This window comes from Tenacibaculum sp. IB213877 (genome assembly GCF_034043975.1).
GTDB lineage: Bacteria > Bacteroidota > Bacteroidia > Flavobacteriales > Flavobacteriaceae > Polaribacter.
On sequence record NZ_JAXCHH010000004.1, the window covers coordinates 316,398 to 332,786 of the forward strand.

The 16,389-nt window shown below is 29.9% G+C and carries 21 protein-coding genes, 1 tRNA gene and 1 other RNA gene; 13 read left to right on the forward strand and 10 right to left on the reverse strand.

What is annotated here, in order from left to right:
• The first annotated feature begins 16 nt into the window (after positions 1-16).
• Positions 17-414: a transfer-messenger RNA gene (gene ssrA / locus SLH33_RS04805) on the forward strand.
• A gap of 63 nt (positions 415-477) precedes the next feature.
• On the opposite strand, the gene SLH33_RS04810 is transcribed toward ssrA, so the two are convergent.
• The 5 genes from SLH33_RS04810 to SLH33_RS04830 all read right to left on the reverse strand — a co-directional run bounded on the left by SLH33_RS04810 (position 478) and on the right by SLH33_RS04830 (position 4,962).
• Positions 478-1,494, reverse strand: coding sequence for an AraC family transcriptional regulator (locus SLH33_RS04810; protein ID WP_320417932.1), 1,017 nt, complete (start codon positions 1,492-1,494; stop codon positions 478-480).
• Between the two features lie 33 nt (positions 1,495-1,527).
• On the reverse strand, positions 1,528-1,662 hold the full coding sequence (locus SLH33_RS04815; protein ID WP_320417933.1) for a hypothetical protein: 135 nt from the start codon (positions 1,660-1,662) through the stop codon (positions 1,528-1,530).
• Between the two features lie 124 nt (positions 1,663-1,786).
• The gene (locus SLH33_RS04820; protein WP_320417934.1) at positions 1,787-3,940 is read right to left on the reverse strand and encodes a sensor histidine kinase; all 2,154 of its coding nucleotides are present in this window, start codon (positions 3,938-3,940) and stop codon (positions 1,787-1,789) included.
• Between the two features lie 16 nt (positions 3,941-3,956).
• Positions 3,957-4,403: a response regulator gene (locus SLH33_RS04825; protein WP_320417935.1), complete on the reverse strand. Its 447-nt coding sequence runs from the start codon at positions 4,401-4,403 to the stop codon at positions 3,957-3,959.
• A complete protein-coding gene (locus tag SLH33_RS04830; RefSeq protein WP_320417936.1) occupies positions 4,396-4,962 on the reverse strand; it encodes an AraC family transcriptional regulator in 567 nt (188 codons plus the stop codon). Before SLH33_RS04830 ends, SLH33_RS04825 begins: the two co-directional genes overlap by 8 nt.
• A 309-nt stretch (positions 4,963-5,271) precedes the next feature.
• Between SLH33_RS04830 and SLH33_RS04835 the strand changes: the two genes are divergently transcribed.
• The 5 genes from SLH33_RS04835 (at position 5,272) to SLH33_RS04855 (ending at position 7,157) form a co-directional block, all read left to right on the forward strand.
• Positions 5,272-5,709, forward strand: coding sequence for a pyridoxamine 5'-phosphate oxidase family protein (locus tag SLH33_RS04835; protein WP_320417937.1), 438 nt, complete (start codon positions 5,272-5,274; stop codon positions 5,707-5,709).
• A gap of 218 nt (positions 5,710-5,927) precedes the next feature.
• Complete coding sequence (locus SLH33_RS04840) at positions 5,928-6,143, forward strand: hypothetical protein (RefSeq protein ID WP_320417938.1); 216 nt, start codon at positions 5,928-5,930, stop codon at positions 6,141-6,143.
• Between the two features lie 99 nt (positions 6,144-6,242).
• Entirely contained in the window at positions 6,243-6,608 is a 366-nt protein-coding gene (locus tag SLH33_RS04845) for a YtxH domain-containing protein (protein ID WP_320417939.1), read from the forward strand.
• A complete protein-coding gene (locus tag SLH33_RS04850) occupies positions 6,608-6,970 on the forward strand; it encodes a hypothetical protein (RefSeq protein WP_320417940.1) in 363 nt (120 codons plus the stop codon). The genes SLH33_RS04845 and SLH33_RS04850 overlap by 1 nt, the downstream gene beginning before the upstream one ends.
• Positions 6,954-7,157, forward strand: coding sequence for a hypothetical protein (locus SLH33_RS04855; protein WP_320417941.1), 204 nt, complete (start codon positions 6,954-6,956; stop codon positions 7,155-7,157). The genes SLH33_RS04850 and SLH33_RS04855 overlap by 17 nt, the downstream gene beginning before the upstream one ends.
• 159 nt (positions 7,158-7,316) lie before the next feature.
• Here SLH33_RS04855 and SLH33_RS04860 read toward each other — a convergent pair whose 3' ends face one another.
• A complete protein-coding gene (locus SLH33_RS04860) occupies positions 7,317-7,622 on the reverse strand; it encodes a hypothetical protein (RefSeq protein WP_320417942.1) in 306 nt (101 codons plus the stop codon).
• A 128-nt stretch (positions 7,623-7,750) separates the two neighbouring features.
• Between SLH33_RS04860 and SLH33_RS04865 the strand changes: the two genes are divergently transcribed.
• Entirely contained in the window at positions 7,751-8,143 is a 393-nt protein-coding gene (locus SLH33_RS04865; RefSeq protein ID WP_320417943.1) for a hypothetical protein, read from the forward strand.
• 66 nt (positions 8,144-8,209) lie between these two features.
• Here the strand turns inward: SLH33_RS04865 and SLH33_RS04870 are convergent, their stop codons facing one another.
• Positions 8,210-8,704, reverse strand: a complete 495-nt coding sequence (locus SLH33_RS04870; protein ID WP_320417944.1) for a pyridoxamine 5'-phosphate oxidase family protein — start codon at positions 8,702-8,704, stop codon at positions 8,210-8,212.
• Positions 8,705-8,855: 151 nt separating this feature from the next.
• A complete protein-coding gene (gene prfA / locus SLH33_RS04875; protein WP_320417945.1) occupies positions 8,856-9,932 on the reverse strand; it encodes a peptide chain release factor 1 in 1,077 nt (358 codons plus the stop codon).
• A 92-nt stretch (positions 9,933-10,024) separates the two neighbouring features.
• Between prfA and SLH33_RS04880 the strand changes: the two genes are divergently transcribed.
• Positions 10,025-10,453, forward strand: coding sequence for a DUF6265 family protein (locus tag SLH33_RS04880; RefSeq protein ID WP_320417946.1), 429 nt, complete (start codon positions 10,025-10,027; stop codon positions 10,451-10,453).
• A gap of 1 nt (position 10,454) precedes the next feature.
• On the opposite strand, the gene SLH33_RS04885 is transcribed toward SLH33_RS04880, so the two are convergent.
• Positions 10,455-11,633 carry an AIR synthase related protein gene (locus tag SLH33_RS04885; RefSeq protein ID WP_320417947.1) on the reverse strand — a complete coding sequence of 393 codons (1,179 nt, stop codon included), beginning with the start codon at positions 11,631-11,633 and terminating at the stop codon, positions 10,455-10,457.
• A gap of 235 nt (positions 11,634-11,868) precedes the next feature.
• On the opposite strand from SLH33_RS04885, the gene SLH33_RS04890 reads away from it, so the two are divergent.
• Complete coding sequence (locus tag SLH33_RS04890; RefSeq protein ID WP_320417948.1) at positions 11,869-12,879, forward strand: glutamine synthetase beta-grasp domain-containing protein; 1,011 nt, start codon at positions 11,869-11,871, stop codon at positions 12,877-12,879.
• A gap of 68 nt (positions 12,880-12,947) precedes the next feature.
• Here SLH33_RS04890 and SLH33_RS04895 read toward each other — a convergent pair whose 3' ends face one another.
• Complete coding sequence (locus tag SLH33_RS04895; protein WP_320417949.1) at positions 12,948-13,889, reverse strand: calcium/sodium antiporter; 942 nt, start codon at positions 13,887-13,889, stop codon at positions 12,948-12,950.
• 499 nt (positions 13,890-14,388) lie between these two features.
• On the opposite strand from SLH33_RS04895, the gene SLH33_RS04900 reads away from it, so the two are divergent.
• The 4 genes from SLH33_RS04900 (at position 14,389) to SLH33_RS04915 (ending at position 16,308) form a co-directional block, all read left to right on the forward strand.
• On the forward strand, positions 14,389-15,717 hold the full coding sequence (locus tag SLH33_RS04900; protein ID WP_320417950.1) for a cell envelope integrity protein TolA: 1,329 nt from the start codon (positions 14,389-14,391) through the stop codon (positions 15,715-15,717).
• A gap of 77 nt (positions 15,718-15,794) precedes the next feature.
• Complete coding sequence (locus SLH33_RS04905; protein WP_320417951.1) at positions 15,795-15,947, forward strand: SsrA-binding protein; 153 nt, start codon at positions 15,795-15,797, stop codon at positions 15,945-15,947.
• A gap of 15 nt (positions 15,948-15,962) precedes the next feature.
• Positions 15,963-16,190: a DUF2007 domain-containing protein gene (locus SLH33_RS04910; RefSeq protein ID WP_320417952.1), complete on the forward strand. Its 228-nt coding sequence runs from the start codon at positions 15,963-15,965 to the stop codon at positions 16,188-16,190.
• A gap of 44 nt (positions 16,191-16,234) precedes the next feature.
• Positions 16,235-16,308 (forward strand) — tRNA-Arg (locus SLH33_RS04915).
• The last annotated feature ends 81 nt before the right edge of the window (positions 16,309-16,389 follow it).

Consider the following 16,389-nt stretch of genomic DNA (forward strand, 5'->3'; position numbering starts at 1 on the left):
GTTCTTTGACAATTTTGGGGACGACTGGTTTTGACAGCAAGACCAGTGAAATGGTAAGCATGCCGAGGAGTGAAATGATGACTCGTTAAACTTATTTCAAAACTATAAACGGCGAAGATAACTACGCTTTAGCTGCTTAATCTGAATTATAGTAAGATTTAAGGCCTAGGCGCACAAGGTGCGCAAGCTAAATGTCCACGAAAAGCCTTGGTTTGCGGCGTTTCATTTATGGGCATCGTAAAAGTAAACATAGAAAACTTGGCGCTTTGACAGGTTTTTGAAACTTTAAGAAGATAAGCTAAAAGTAGATCGTTTTTAGTCAGCTTTTAGTCGAAAATTGTATAAAAACTAAGCATGTAGAAAGCTATGGAACTGCTTGTTTGGACCCGAGTTCGATTCTCGGCGTCTCCACAATTACTTACAAAAAAAAGAGGTTGTTTATTACTAAACAACCTCTTTTTTGTTTCACGATGTATGTTATGCTGTTGCAGCTAACTTGGTTTTTGATTTGTATTCCATTGGAGTACAATTGTATTTTTGTTTAAAAATTTTACAAAAATAACTTCTACTTGAAAAACCGATGGTATATACAATTTCCGAAATGTTTAAATCGGTAGTTTTAATTAATTTTTCCGATTTTCTAATACGTTCATCTCTAATAAAATCATTTACTGTGGTTTTATGCATCATTTTAAATCCTTCTTGTAATTTAGCTGATGACAAACCTGTTTTTTTGCATAAATCTATTACAGAGGTTGCTTCTTCGGGGTAATTCTTTATAAAGTCAGAAATTTCTTTGATTTCTTCCATTTCTTTAGCTGTTAGAGTACCTATGTTATTTTCAATATTTTTAAGGTCTCTTTTATATTGCTGAATCTCTAATGCTAATACTATATGTACTGTTCCTTCAATTATTAAACTTCTAACCACTCCGTTGTGTTTGATAGAGTTTAACTCTTGAATTTTTTCTGCTATTTCTAAGTTGTGAGAACCTATAAAAACATAGTCTTCACTTTTGTTTTCTACAAATCTTTCAAATAATTGTTTTTGTACTGTATTTGGCTTTAATTGCTCGTTAAAATTATAAGCTGTAATTAAAGTTAAATTAACAGTATTATGCTTTTTAAACAAGATTCTGTTATTAGAGGTTTCAATATTTGATATAATTGTAGTTTGAAAAGGCTGTATAGTAGTCTCTTTTTTATCTTTTGAGAACTGATGTGCTACGGTTCCTTCTGAACAATAAGCAAAATTAACAACGGGTTTATTGTTAGATTGTATGGTTAATTCTACATCTTCTTCAAAAGTTACATTGAACTCTAAATAAAAAAGTCCTCCTTTTAATAACATCCCTCTTATTTCTCCGTATCCTATTTCATTATTCAGCTTTAAACAATGCTCTTTAAAACATTTTTTATAAGATCCATTTAATTGCTCACTTAGCTGAGTAAATGTTCTTGAAATAGAAATACTATTTATACTAATTGATTTCATGATTTCGTGAATTTTTGGTTAATTAAACTTATCTTACTTGGTTAATGGCTGGCCTTTCTTAGCTACAATTTTAGTACTAAATCCTTTTTTAGTTAAATATTCTACTTTAGCCATTACTAAACCTACTCTGGCATTTAATTTATTAGATTGGTATGATAGTGTTTTCATTTTATACATCGTTTAAAGTTACACTGCAAAGATGCAACCGATGTCAAGGTTTTATGTTACACAATTTTTGCATTGTGTTATAAAATTTTAAGAAAACTGATATAAGTGCCTATTTTTTAGGCTTTTATGTTGCTGGAAAATATATTGTAAAAACAGAACCACTACCCTTTATACTAGTGGCTTTAATAAATCCGTGATGGTTTACTACTATTTTTTTACATATAGCCAACCCAATTCCTGTCCCAGAATATTCATGTTTTTGATGTAACCTTTGAAACATTTCAAAAATTTTGTTTCTCATATTATTATCAAATCCAATACCATTGTCTGTTACTTTTATTTGGTAATATTCGGTATAGTTTTTAACAAAGGGTTCGTCTATTTGCTTATAGTTTATTTTTTTTGAAGTAATTTTAATTTGTAATTTTTTTTCTTTGTCAAGATATTTAATGGCATTAGATAGCAAGTTGTTAAATAGTTGATTTAATTGAAATTCTACTCCTTTTATTTCTGGTAAATCATTATAAATAATTTCTGCTTGAGATTCTTCTATTGATAATGACAAATCATCAATAGCTTCGTGTAATATGGTGTTTAAATTTACTGAGGTAAATTCAGTTTCTTTTTTATTTATACGTGAAAAAGCTAATAAATTGTTTATAAGCGTACGCATTCTTGCGCTTGCTTTAGTGGCTCTGTCTATATATTTTTTACTTCTATCAGATAATTGTTCGGTTTCAGAAAGTCTAGACAAATACATTTGAACTTTACGTAAAGGCTCTTGCAGGTCATGACTAGCAATTCTATTAAATGATTCTAATTCGGCATTTTGATGCGTTAACTCTGTGTTTTTTTCTTGAAGCTCTTTTTCTACATCTATTTTCATGGTTATATCTTGTATAACACCAATCATAGTTGTTTTACCATAATAATTACTCAGCTCTCCGTTGGTATATAAATATTTTACTGTGTTTTGTGGAGTTATAACTCTAAATACAAAATCTATAGGTTTATTGTTTTTATAAGCCTCTTCTATTTGCTGATCATACATATCTATATCTTCCGAATGAATAAATTCTTTAAATTTTTCTGCGGATGATTTGAATTCTTGAGGTTTATATCCTAATATTCTATAAACATTATCTGACAGTACTGAATTATCTTCATCAATAAACCAAATATAACTTCCCATAGAAGCTAACTTCTCTGCTTCATTTAATATATCATTATTCAGCTTTAAATTTTCATTTAGTTTTATAAGCTCTTTTTCATCTTCAAAAGTTTTAGTAACATCAGAAATAATTATTTTCATATTATTTTCAGAAGGAAATAATCTTACAAAATACTTATGAGATTCGCCGTTAATTATATGATCATTAACTCTCTCTATACTTGTTTGGGAGTTAAAAGATTGTAGTATTTGATCAAAAGAACCAGAAGGTTTTAAGAAAGGAAAAACTTCTGTTACCCTTTTTCCTTTTATATTATTAATATTAAAATGGGTAAGCGGTTGATTGGCTTTACTTGCGTATTCAATTTTAAAATCTACAACTTTATCATTGTTATATATAGGAGTGTATAAGTTCACGATATCATTGGATGCATCTAGAATCCTTTCTAAAAACAAAGCTGTTTTTAAATATTTTTTCTTGTCTACAAACAATTTGTATACAGACAGGGTAAAAATTACTAGCGCCAATAGCGAAGTAATAACCATCATTATAGCTACAGACCTATTAGTGTCATCTTGGTCTTTTAAAATTTTAGATATGTTTTTTCTTTTATGTTTTACTATGCTGTTTTTAATAGAGTCAATAGTAACTAAAGTGGTATTAATATCTTTAAATTTCTTTAGTATATTTCTTCTGCTAGATAATGCAAAAGTGGTATCTAATTCAGATAGGGTTCCGAATAATTTATCTTGCTGAAATGTAATTGCATTAATTTTGGTAAGCTGTACTTGATCGTCTTTAAATTTACTCCGTAAATTTTGAAGCATTAGTTCAATATCATCACTTAGGTCATGCCACCGTTGAGAATCAATTTTTCTTTTAAGTAGTGATGATTGGAGTTGCTCTTTTTCTATTAATTTATATTTTTCTGATAATTGATTTAACTGAATATATTCATCATATTCTTCATTAGAAGAATCTAAAGAATCTTCTAATTGAGAAAAAAACATATATGACCCAATAAAAGTTGATAATAAAATACCTAATACAACAGCAGATAGAATTACATAAACTTTATTTGATTCTATAATATTTTTGTTAGGCATATTTTATATTATCTTTTTAAATTCTGAATAAAAAATTTTCTTTTTTAAAGTCTGATGTGTGATATTGCCAGTTAATTTGTAATACTTTTTCTATAGCCTTTTTAAGATCATTAAAAGTTGAAGGTTTATTGATATATATGTTGGCTCCGTTTACAAATGTATTTTCTATATCCTCTTCAGAAGAAGAGGTTGAATATATGGCTACTATAATATCTTTTAGCTTAGGGGTTTTTCTAATATCTAGCAAACACTCCATTCCATTTTTTATGGGCATGTTCAAATCTAAAAAAATTAAATTTGGCAAAATAGTATCTGCCGCAAGAAGATGATTCATTAATTCTTGACCATGGTTAAACATAGTAAGCATTGTATCAATGTTAACTTCTTGAATAGCTTCTTCAAAAAACAAACGATCATCTATATCATCATCTGTTAAAATAACTCTTAAAGGGTTTTTAGTCATTTACAATAGTAGTTAAATACTGTTTACGTTTCTCTACAATTCTTTTAAAAGCAGAAGTTGTTAGTCCTGTTGTTTTTTTAAATTGCCCAGACAAATGAGCTACACTGCTATAGTTAAGCTCATATGCTATTTCCGTTAATGTAAGGTTTGTATTTAATAAAAATTCTTTTACCAAATCTACCTTTCTTAAAATTATATAATTCTCTATAGAAGAATGTGTTGCTTCTGAAAATAAATTTGATAAATAAGCGTATGAATAGTTTAGTTTATCTGCTAAGTAATGAGAGGCTGTTACTTTAACTGCTTCCTTATCCTTTAACATCTCATCAATACACATTTTAATACGTTGAATAGTATCTAAATTAGTATCATTAACTATTTCTATTTGAAACTGCGCTAATAACTCTTGCAATTTTAATTTACTATCTAAGGTTAAATGCTCTGAGAATTCAATTTCATTTGTATTAGATATTGTAAAGTCAATTTTTAAAGTACTCAAATGATGCTTTAAAAATAATTTAGATGTGGTATTGATATCGTATTTAAGATAAACAATCATGCAATTAATTAATTGTTAAGCGAAAATACTACAATTTTTAATTAGAAAAACTATAAAAAACAATAAAAAGCAATTTATTTTCTATGTTAAATAATGTGTATTACAGGTATTTATTAAAACGCGCTTAACATATAAAATTTATTTTTACAAAAGCAGATTATTCGTAACTATTACTAGACCTTTTGGCTTAAGTATGTTATTTAAGCACTCTTTTTAATTCAATAGAGCACATCTATTTTTTTTTTGAGTCAATGTCATTTAATAAAAACCACAATATTTGCATCAGTAATTGAATGAAAGTATTTCCTCATGGATACAGTGAAAGATTTAGACGGGAAAAATTATGTTGAAAAAATTAAATCGTTATTAATTAACAATCCTAAGTGCATGTTAATAGTTCCTCTAGATTCTCAGAGAACTTGTGTGTGCCCTATGAATGTTAAATCAATTGATGAGAATGGTAATATTTGGTTTTTATCACATAAAGAATCAGAACATTTTGAAGTAATTCAAGAAAAAGGAGATGTACTGTTAACTTTTGCTAATTATACAGATAAAGAATACCTATCAATTACTGGGGTAGGTGTTCATTATGATTCTAAAGACTTAATTGATAAGTTTTGGGATAATGAGGACGTTCAATGCTTTAAAAAAGGAAAAAATGATAGTGATATAGTAGCTTTAAAAGTTTCTGTTGTCAATGCTTATTGTTGGGATATAACGGAGCAAAAATCTATAGCTATTTAAAAATATTTAAGTTGGGGATTATTAAAAAGGGTTACTTATTTTACAAGTAGCCTTTTTTTTATTTAAACCCCACTACCACACTTATTAACAGTAACTTAACCTTATTGTTTAAAATGTATAAAAAACTCAAATGAGTTAACATTACTCTTTTTTGAGCAATAAAATATTAAAATATGTATATAATTTTGAACGAGTAAGAGATTGAAATGAAATTCAGAATGATTAAAATAGTAAAAATACTTCTAGTAACTGTTGGCTTGTTTTTATTAGCCTATGGATTACTCAGACTTATTTTTCCTGATATGATTTCAGATATTTCTTACTATAACTCAAAACCAAATACAGATAACAGTTATATAAATTTAGGAATTGGCTCTATATCTATACTAGTAGGTTTAATTGCAAAAAAGAAAAAGAGAACTTTAAACCGGTAATTTTATTAAATGAGTTAATCTTATTTTTTTAAGAGTCAACATACTAAAACACCTCAACTTATCTTTGTATTAATTATTAACAACATTAAAAAAAATATTATGAGTGATAATAACAACACATTAGGAGTATTACTAGGAACAGCCGTTGGCGTGGGATTAGGAGTGCTTTTTGCTCCAGATAAAGGTAGCAAAACAAGACAAAGAATTGCAGAAAAAGCAAATGAAGCTAAAGATACTTTAGCTGCAGAAGCAATACATGTTAAAGATTCTGTTTCTAGGACAGCTACAGATATAAGAAACAATGTTTCTGAGGCATTAGCTTCTCAAAATCAAACTTTAGAACAGAAACTAGATACTTTAGTAACTGACATAAGCTATAAAGCTGATGATGTAATTTCAACTTTAGAAAACAAGCTTAAGGTACTTAAAGCAAAGAATAAAAAATTACAGACCGCTAGTAAATAATGGCTATTTTCGAATCATTAGAACATACAACTGACACTGCTATTAAAAAGAGTGAGGCCTTTTTGAAAAACTCTGAAGCCTATTACAGGCTCAAAGTTTTTCAAATGGCAACCTCATCTATAAGCATGCTAGTTAAACTAGCTGTTGTAGGATTGTTCTTGCTAATTGCTTTTATTTTTATAGCTGTAGGCTTGTCTAACTTAATAGGTAATTATTTAGGTAACGATGCTTTGGCATATTTTTTAGTTGCTTTAATCTATGTACTATTTGCAGTTATTGCTTATATGCTAAGAGGCGCTATTGAAAGTTTAATAATAAAAAACCTATCAAATATCTTTTTTGAAGATGAAGACGATATATAATAACAATAAAGAAATTAAGGAGGAGCTTCATAGATTGAAACTAGAAAGAGATATTTCTATTGAAGAACTAAAAATTATAAAGCATCAAATTAAAGATGATCTGTCTTTACCTAATTGGTTTCAAACTGCAGTTAAAACAGCTGGTAGATATGGTTTATATAACATGGTTAAGAAGATAATTAAATAAAAAAGAAAAGGAAAAAAGAAAAGGAAAAAAGAAAAGGAAAAAAGAAAAGGAAAAAAGAAAAGGAAAAAAGAAAAGGAAAAAAGAAAAGGAAAAAAGAAAAGGAAAAAAGAAAAGAGTTTAGCTAACGCTAAACTCTTTTCTTTTACTTCCATCAAAAAACTACTTTGAATTAATTTCTTCTACTTCTTTTAAAAACCATGCTAGTTCTGCATCAGCTTTTGGTCCGTATGCAGTTAACAAAGTACCTTTAGTACCGTCATTCATCTTTAAAATGTATAGAATGCTTAAATCTGAAGGGTTCGTAAAACCTTCAAATCTGTATTGCTTTTCTATGGTTACTGCATCTTTAGCATAACTTTTTTTTGAGTCGACATCAACAAGCGCGTCATTTTCAAACTGATAGCTTGAAGTATATCCTTTTTTTTCATACTCTTCTATTCTTAATATTTCTTGCTTAGTATTCATAATAGTCGTTTTATACAAAGCTATTTATAATTAAAAAAAACGAATTGCTCATATGAGTTAATCATTGATTCATTTGGGCAAAGAAAACAATTAATGATGAAGTATTTTTGATTCATAAACTTAATATTATGAGCGTATTAGCAAAAGACAACAGACAGTTATTGTATATATATTCATGTGAATCAAGCTTTGGAAAAGAAATGTTAGCTTATGCTCAAAGTATTGATAAGCGTATACAAACTATTGATATTTGCAATGAAAACATTTCTCAAACTGTATGGCTGGAAATAGCAGATATGATAGGAGTTAGTTTGGGTGAACTTTTTTCTCCTGAGCATCCTAACTCACCCAATGTTGGTAAAGCTGAAGATTTTTTAGTTTCTGATTGGTTAAAGATTATAAAACACAACCCTGGGTTATTACAACGTCCTATAGCCATTAATTGTAACAAAGCAATAAGTATTAAAGAGAAATCTGACATGATGATTTTTTCTGAAGAACTTAATAACGAGGAAGAATAAAGAAATAAAATTAAAAAGCATCTGTTTAAAAACAGATGCTTTTATATAATTGAATTTTCATGATTCCTAAAAATCAATTGTACCCTTTTCAATAGTATCTGGCTCACTCCCTACTATAAATGCATAACCCGCTTTTAGCAAGCTTACCAATTTATTATCTTTTGTATCCCAATAACTTACTTCATGTGGTTTTACCTTAATTACAGATACATTAGGATCATTTTTTCCGTCAAACCACATATCATCTGATTTGCCATACAGTTCCTCTATAATACTTGGACTATTCATAATTTCTGCATGTCCACACACGGCTAAAAATTCCATATCTCCAGGTTTAGCATACGACAAATGTACTTCTGGACTCTGTTTAATATGCACGTTATGCATACTATTTCTTCCACTCAAAAACCAAATATTTCCATTTTCATCTACTTTTTTAGTACTCATAGGTACAGTATGAAATGGAAATTGTGATAAATTAGTAGACATTAATGTAAAATCGATATTTTCTGCAAGATCTTTAAATGTTTTTAAAGCATCTATCTTATTTTTTGTTTCCATCTGTAATAGTTTTAAGTTACCAACAAATGTAAACGCCTAACTAAAAGAAAGTTAACTCATAAAATATTAAAATTAGCTCAAAACCAATTGAATATATACTGCTAAAATTTTAGTAAATTAAAAAAGCCCAATCAGATGATTGGGCTTTGTTTTATATTGTTTCTCCTAATTCTTTTAGCTTAGAAGTGTTTTCTGCAAGCATTAATTCGTCAATGATTTTTTGAATATCACCATTCACAATATTTTGCAAATCGTATAAAGTCAATCCAATTCTGTGATCAGTTACACGACCTTGCGGATAGTTATAGGTTCTAATTTTTGCAGAACGGTCTCCTGAAGTTACCATCGTTCCACGTTTAGCAGCATCTTCTGCTTGTTTTTTAGCCAGCTCCATATCGTATAAACGCGAACGTAATACTCTGAATGCTTTTTCTTTGTTTTTATGTTGTGATTTCTGATCTTGACATTGCGCTACCAATCCTGTTGGAATGTGTGTTAAACGCACCGCAGAATATGTAGTGTTTACCGACTGACCTCCTGGACCTGACGAACAGAAATAATCAATACGGACATCTTTAGGATCAATTTCTACATCAAATTCTTCTGCCTCTGGAAATACCATACACGTAGCTGCAGATGTATGTACACGACCTTGCGTTTCTGTTTGAGGTACACGTTGTACACGGTGTACTCCTGCTTCAAATTTTAACGTTCCGTACACATCCTCACCAGAAACTTCAAACTGAATTTCTTTAAATCCTCCGTTTGTTCCTTCAGAATAATCAACAATAGAAACATTCCATCCTTTGCTTTCACAGTATTTAGAATACATTCTGAATAAATCTCCGGCAAAAATACTTGCTTCATCTCCACCAGTTCCTGCACGAAGTTCAACTACAGCATTTTTACCGTCTTCAGGATCCTTCGGAATTAATAAAAACTTAATTTCTTCTTCTAAAACAGGAATACGGTCTTGAGCTTCGCTTATTTCCATCTTAGCCATATCTACCATTTCCGCATCACTACCATCTGCAATAATTTCTTTGGCTTCTTCTATATTATTTAGTAAAGTTTCGTACTCTTTAGCTCTATCAACAACTTTACCTAAATCTTTATATTCTTTATTTAATTGTACATAACGTTTTTGGTCAGAAATAACATCTGGTTGAATGATTAAATCTGAAACCTCATCAAAACGTTGTTTTACGATCTGTAACTTGTCTAACATCTTACTCTTTTCTTGGGTTGCGAATTTACGATTTTTTATCGGATTTTTAATTAAATTTGATACACACGTAACAAACTTTAAAACAACTATTTATGCGATTATTATTTTTCTTTTTTATCTGCTTTTCAATCCTTTCTTGTCAAACAGAAAAAAACACTAAAAAACCCGAATGGATTATTGGAAAATGGGTAAGATCTAATGACAAACCGAACCAAACTACTTTTGAAACTTGGTATAATAACTATACCGGAATAGGATACACCTTGCAGGAAACAGATACTGTTTTTAAAGAAAATTTGAGTATAATAGAAAAAGATAATTCTTTATTTCTTCAAGTAACAGGTGTTAATGAACAACCCACTCTATTTAAGTTTATCAACCAAACAGATTCGTCTTTTACTTGCGAGAACAAGCAAAATGAATTTCCAAAAAAAATAACATATTGGGCAGAAAAAAATCAGTTAAAAGCAAAAATTGCTAATGATGATTTTTCTGTAGATTTTATTTTTGATAGAAGGTGATTTAATATTCAAAAACACCAAATTCACTCTTAATAGTTAGTTTTTTCTCTTCGGATGTTTCTACACGCCCAACAATTTGAGCATCTACATTAAATGATTTTGAAATGGTTATAATATCCTCTGCTATTTCAGGAGAAACATATAATTCCATTCGATGTCCACAATTGAATACTTGATACATTTCTTTCCAATCGGTTTTTGATTGCTCTTGTATTAACTTGAACAATGGAGGAATAGCAAACATATTATCTTTTACTATATGAAGATCATCTACAAAATGTAAAATTTTAGTTTGTGCTCCACCTGAACAGTGAATCATTCCGTGAATGGTATCCGATGTATATTTTGAAAGAATTTTTTTAATAATTGGCGCATACGTTCTCGTTGGTGATAAGACTAATTTTCCAGCATCAATTGGAGAATTTTCTACTTTATCAGTCAATTTTACATTACCAGAATACACTAAATCTGAAGGGACAGCAGCATCAAAACTTTCTGGATATTTTTCTGCTAAATATTTATTAAAAACATCATGTCGTGCAGAAGTCAATCCGTTACTTCCCATTCCGCCATTGTACTCTTTCTCATATGTTGCTTGACCAAACGATGCTAACCCAACAATAACATCACCTGCTTTGATGTTAGCATTATCAATCACATTTTCTTTTTTTACACGAGCAGTTACGGTAGAATCTACAATAATGGTTCGCACCAAGTCACCAACATCCGCAGTTTCTCCTCCTGTAGAATGAATGGTTACTCCAAATTCTTTTAATTCAGATATCAACTCTTCCGTTCCGTTAATAATTGCAGAAATAACTTCACCCGGAATCAAATTTTTATTTCTACCAATAGTAGAAGAAAGCATAATATTATCTGTAGCACCCACACATAATAAATCATCAATATTCATGATTAAGGCATCTTGTGCTATACCTTTCCATACCGAAACATCACCAGTTTCTTTCCAATACATATAGGCTAAGGAAGATTTTGTTCCAGCTCCATCAGCATGCATAACCAAACAGTATTCATGATTACCTGTTAAATAATCAGGAACAATTTTACAAAATGCTTTTGGAAATAAACCTTTATCTATATTTTTAATAGCATTGTGAACATCTTCTTTAGATGCCGAAACGCCTCTTTGGGCATAACGTTTAGATACTTCTTGACTCATTGTGTTGTGTTGTTGTGACGCAAAAATAACTTATTGATTAATTTAACTAGCACTGATTATTAAAAAAAATAAAATTTAAGATTAAAAATCTATTTTTAAATACTTATTTAACAATAAATAAATACTAAAATTTAATTATCTATAAAAATACTTTTTGTATTTCTTTTTTATTCTTCTAAAAGGTAGCAATTATTATATTTGTAGCTAATTTTTAACAGTTTAACAACACAACACAATGAGCAAATCTAAATTAGAGTACATTTGGTTAGATGGATACTACCCTACTCAAAACATGCGTAGTAAAACTAAAGTTATTGATAATTTTAGTGGCAAGCTAGAAGATTGCCCTATTTGGTCTTTTGATGGCTCTTCAACTAAACAAGCAGAAGGAAACGATTCTGACTGTTTATTAAAACCAGTAGCTATTTATCCAGACCCTGCACGTGAAAATGGATACTTGATAATGACAGAAGTTTTAAATGCCGATGGAACTCCTCACGAATCAAATGCTAGAGCTAAAATTGATGATAATGACAATGATTTTTGGTTCGGTTTTGAGCAAGAGTACTTTATTATGGATACGCATACTCAATTACCATTAGGTTTCCCTATTGGTGGTTACCCAGGACCTCAAGGAATGTATTATTGTTCTGTAGGTGGTAAAAATACTCATGGTCGTGACTTTGTTGAGGAGCATGCTGATTTATGTATTGCCACAGGATTGAATTTTGAGGGAATTAATCAAGAAGTAGCTTCAGGACAATGGGAATTTCAGTTATTTGCAAAAGGAGCTAAAAAAGCAGGAGATGAAATTTGGGTAGCTCGCTATTTATTAGATAGATTAACTGAAAAATATGGTTACTACATTGAATACCATCCAAAACCAGTAAAAGGAGATTGGAATGGCTCTGGTATGCATGCTAACTTTTCTAACAACTTATTAAGAACTTGTGGAAGCAGAGAGGTTTACGAAAAAGTTTGTGAAGCTTTCAGACCTGTTACCAAAGAACATATTGAGGTGTATGGTGAATTTAACGATGAGCGTTTAACAGGAAAGCATGAAACAGCTTCTATTAATGATTTTAGCTATGGAGTTTCTGACCGTGGTGCTTCTATTCGTATTCCTATTATTACTGTAGAAAAAGGATGGAAAGGATGGTTAGAAGACCGTCGTCCGGCTTCTAATGCTGATCCATACAAAGTAGCAGGAAGAATTGTTGAAACTGTAAAAAGTGTAAAAATATAATTTAAACAATATTCTCAATAAAAAATCCCAAAACATTAATGTTTTGGGATTTTTTATTTTAAAAACTATTACATTATTGCCTGATATACAAAAGCAATATAAACCACTAACAATATAATTCCATCTCTCCACCCTAAACGTAGCCCTTTGGGAAAGAATACTAACGGAAGTATTGCAAATGATATAGCCAGCATCCAATAAATATCATTAGTAATTAAACTTAATGCATCTGGTTTAACTACTACAGGAGTTATCATTGAAGTAATTCCAAGCACCGCTAAAATATTAAACACGTTTGACCCTATTAAGTTTCCTAAAGAAATTGCCTTTTCTTTCTTTAAAACCGCTATTACCGATGCCGCCAACTCAGGTATACTTGTACCTACCGAAACTACGGTAACTCCTATAATTGCATCACTAACACCCAAGCTTTTTGCTAAAGATATTGATCCGTTTATTAACAACTCTGATCCTCCCCACAAACCAAAACCTCCTATTGCCAAGAAAAGAGCAATTTTATACAAAGGTAACTCCTCATCATCCTCAGGCATCTCATCAACCACTGCTTGCTTTTGAAAACGCAATAGATACACTAAAAAAGCAATTAACGTTATAAATAATATTACACCTTCGTATTGTTGAATAGTTCTATCAAATGCTATAAAAACGTATAGCATTATTGAAGCTATCATCATTACCGGCCAATCGGTTTTATAAAAACTTTTTTCTACATCTATAGAAGATAAAATAACAGTAATAGCTAAAACCAATCCTAAATTTGCAATATTAGAACCTATAACATTACCCACAGCTAGTCCTGTAGCTCCATTTAAAGCAGACTTTACACTTACTATTAATTCAGGTGCTGAAGTTGCAAAAGATACTATTGTCATACCTATTACAATTTTAGGAATATTTAGTTTTAAAGATAACCCTACTGCTGCTTTCAGTAACCAGTTTCCTCCTAAAACCAACAACACTAGCCCTCCTAAGATGTAAAGTATGTTCATAAATTATATATTTTTTTGCGAAGATACTCTTTTTATAGAAAGATAATATTGCTCTTTTTCATTTCAAAAAAAGAGCTTTTGAATAATGACTATAAAAATCAAAATCATAAAAAACTTTGTTTTAAAAATCGTTTGTCCTTTGCTTTTGTGAAAACAGCAGTAAAATAGCCTTTATTTAATTACATATATTCACAAAAAAACAATTTTCCTATTACATAATAAAACAAAAAATAAGAGAACAATGTTTTGAATTAAAACTAAAAACACTTTTTAGGATTCATATATAAAGTTACCTTTATGAAAATCATTTAAAAAATTTGGAACTAATTATTAGTTAGAATTATCTTCAAAAAACAATTTCGAAATTGAGGCTAATTATTAACTCAAAAACCAAAATTAAAATGATAATCGTCATACTAAAAATTGCTACTATTGCAATCAATTTTATTTACAATGCTATTGAAACATTATTTTAATAAACTATAAAAAAGAAACTATTATGCTAACATTTATTGGAATTTTATTAATTATTATTGGAATTATATCAATTATTTTAAAACCCTTTTTAAAAGACAAAAAAACATTCGATTGGTTTACTTTTCAACGAAGTTTACAAATTATCGCTGCAGGTATCATATTGAGTTTTTTAACAGGAATATTCTTTTATGCTGAACCAGGCACCGCCTATGCAGTTCAATATCCTTGGGGAGGGCAAAAAGCAGTTTTTCAACAGGGTATAAAAACAAAAATGTGGGGAAGATTAATACCTATACAGTTTGAAATACCTATTAAATATGTAATTCCTAATGTAGAAGGTAAACTGGGAGATCAGAGTCAATATGCTTACGTAGACAAAGCACGTCAATGGGAATTTAACGATGCCGTAAAAGGAGAAATTGCCACCTCTATTGTTATTAGTATTGATATTACTGATGAAAAGCAATTCTTATCGGTGGCAGATAGAAATAAAACCGAGAAAAACCTTATTCGATCAAGAATTATCCCAAATATAGATCAATCTATTAAAAACACTTGTAAGTTAATGGCTGCTCAAGACTATATTTCTGGTCAAGCTGCAGATTTTGATCGCTATTTTCAAGATCAATTAGAAAACGGAATGTATGTTTTAGAAGAATATTCTGACAATGAAAAGCCAGAAATTATTGGAGACAGTACCGTGGTAAGAACTGTTCCCAATAAAGAATCTCGTCAAAAAAGATTCAGAATAAAATTTGAAGATGGTGAACCGGTACGAGTACAAGGAAACTCATTAAAATCATACGGCTTAACTGTTGTACAAGCAGTTGTAACAGAAATTGATTGGGAAGAGACTTTTGATAATCGATTACAATTACAAAAAGAAGAAGTAGCCCAAACTCAATTAGAAAAGCAACAAGCAGAACGTGAGTTTTACCGTGCTCAAAAAGAAAAAGCTAAAGGAGAAGCCGAAAAAGCTGCCGAAAGAGCTAGATTAGAAAAAGCGCAAATACAACAAACCATTGCTGCAGAAACAGAAGCTAAAGTAGCTGAATTCAATTTAATTAAAGAAAAGAAACAATATGAAGTTGAACAATTTAAAGCTAAAAGCAAAAAACTTGCTGCCGATGCACAAGCGTATGAAAACCAAAAATTAGTAAGCGCTGGTTTAACTCCGCAAGAAAAAGCTGAATGGGAATACAAAACAGCGGTAGGTGTTGCGCAACAAATTAAAGATCTAAAACTACCTTCTACTTATATTGAAGGAGGAAAATCTGGAAATGATAATAATTTATTACAATCACTCATAGGTGCTGATTTAGCTAAAAAAATGATGGAAAACAAAAAATAAAATTAAAAGCGAAGACAATAGTCTTCGCTTTTCCATTCCTTTTATTTATATTTAGATACTGGAATTTTACAACAAAAATGAAAAAACAACTTTTTAAAACCTTAGCCACAATAAACAAAGCTGTTTTGCCCTCTTATACAAAAAAACAACTAGACATTAGCAAAGCATCAAAATTACAACTAGCTATTATTGGATGGAAAGCTTTTGTTACAATAAACTCTTTAGATTAAACAAAATATATTGCCATGAACGAACATATTAAAATTTATACCGGAAGCTCAATCTTAGTTAATCGATTAGCTGAATTATTAACTCAATCTGGTATTCCATCAATTATAAAAGATGAAAAAGAATCTGGTAGATTAGCAGGTTTTGGTACCTTAGGAGACACCTGCGAATTATTTATTTTTAAAAGTGATAAGGATAAAGCTTTACCTCTACTAACAGATTTTAAAAAAGAAATTTCAAAATAATTTTTTGAATTAAAAATAAATCTTATATTTGCATCCGCAAAAACGGCCTCGTAGCATAACTGAATAGTGCACTTGATTACGGCTCAAGAGGTTGCAGGTTTGAATCCTGCCGAGGTCACAAAACCCTATCAAATGATAGGGTTTTATTTTTTATATCACTTACCAAAGATTTTGTTACAACAAACGTAGGTTTTGTTAC

Coding starts and splice junctions, on each gene's coding strand:
- SLH33_RS04810 (WP_320417932.1), bottom strand. CDS start 1,494: ATGAAATCAATTAGTATAAATAGTATTTCTATTTCAAGAACATTTACT.
- SLH33_RS04815 (WP_320417933.1), bottom strand. CDS start 1,662: ATGAAAACACTATCATACCAATCTAATAAATTAAATGCCAGAGTAGGT.
- SLH33_RS04820 (WP_320417934.1), bottom strand. CDS start 3,940: ATGCCTAACAAAAATATTATAGAATCAAATAAAGTTTATGTAATTCTA.
- SLH33_RS04825 (WP_320417935.1), bottom strand. CDS start 4,403: ATGACTAAAAACCCTTTAAGAGTTATTTTAACAGATGATGATATAGAT.
- SLH33_RS04830 (WP_320417936.1), bottom strand. CDS start 4,962: ATGATTGTTTATCTTAAATACGATATCAATACCACATCTAAATTATTT.
- SLH33_RS04835 (WP_320417937.1), top strand. CDS start 5,272: ATGGATACAGTGAAAGATTTAGACGGGAAAAATTATGTTGAAAAAATT.
- SLH33_RS04840 (WP_320417938.1), top strand. CDS start 5,928: ATGATTAAAATAGTAAAAATACTTCTAGTAACTGTTGGCTTGTTTTTA.
- SLH33_RS04845 (WP_320417939.1), top strand. CDS start 6,243: ATGAGTGATAATAACAACACATTAGGAGTATTACTAGGAACAGCCGTT.
- SLH33_RS04850 (WP_320417940.1), top strand. CDS start 6,608: ATGGCTATTTTCGAATCATTAGAACATACAACTGACACTGCTATTAAA.
- SLH33_RS04855 (WP_320417941.1), top strand. CDS start 6,954: ATGAAGACGATATATAATAACAATAAAGAAATTAAGGAGGAGCTTCAT.
- SLH33_RS04860 (WP_320417942.1), bottom strand. CDS start 7,622: ATGAATACTAAGCAAGAAATATTAAGAATAGAAGAGTATGAAAAAAAA.
- SLH33_RS04865 (WP_320417943.1), top strand. CDS start 7,751: ATGAGCGTATTAGCAAAAGACAACAGACAGTTATTGTATATATATTCA.
- SLH33_RS04870 (WP_320417944.1), bottom strand. CDS start 8,704: ATGGAAACAAAAAATAAGATAGATGCTTTAAAAACATTTAAAGATCTT.
- prfA (WP_320417945.1), bottom strand. CDS start 9,932: ATGTTAGACAAGTTACAGATCGTAAAACAACGTTTTGATGAGGTTTCA.
- SLH33_RS04880 (WP_320417946.1), top strand. CDS start 10,025: ATGCGATTATTATTTTTCTTTTTTATCTGCTTTTCAATCCTTTCTTGT.
- SLH33_RS04885 (WP_320417947.1), bottom strand. CDS start 11,633: ATGAGTCAAGAAGTATCTAAACGTTATGCCCAAAGAGGCGTTTCGGCA.
- SLH33_RS04890 (WP_320417948.1), top strand. CDS start 11,869: ATGAGCAAATCTAAATTAGAGTACATTTGGTTAGATGGATACTACCCT.
- SLH33_RS04895 (WP_320417949.1), bottom strand. CDS start 13,889: ATGAACATACTTTACATCTTAGGAGGGCTAGTGTTGTTGGTTTTAGGA.
- SLH33_RS04900 (WP_320417950.1), top strand. CDS start 14,389: ATGCTAACATTTATTGGAATTTTATTAATTATTATTGGAATTATATCA.
- SLH33_RS04905 (WP_320417951.1), top strand. CDS start 15,795: ATGAAAAAACAACTTTTTAAAACCTTAGCCACAATAAACAAAGCTGTT.
- SLH33_RS04910 (WP_320417952.1), top strand. CDS start 15,963: ATGAACGAACATATTAAAATTTATACCGGAAGCTCAATCTTAGTTAAT.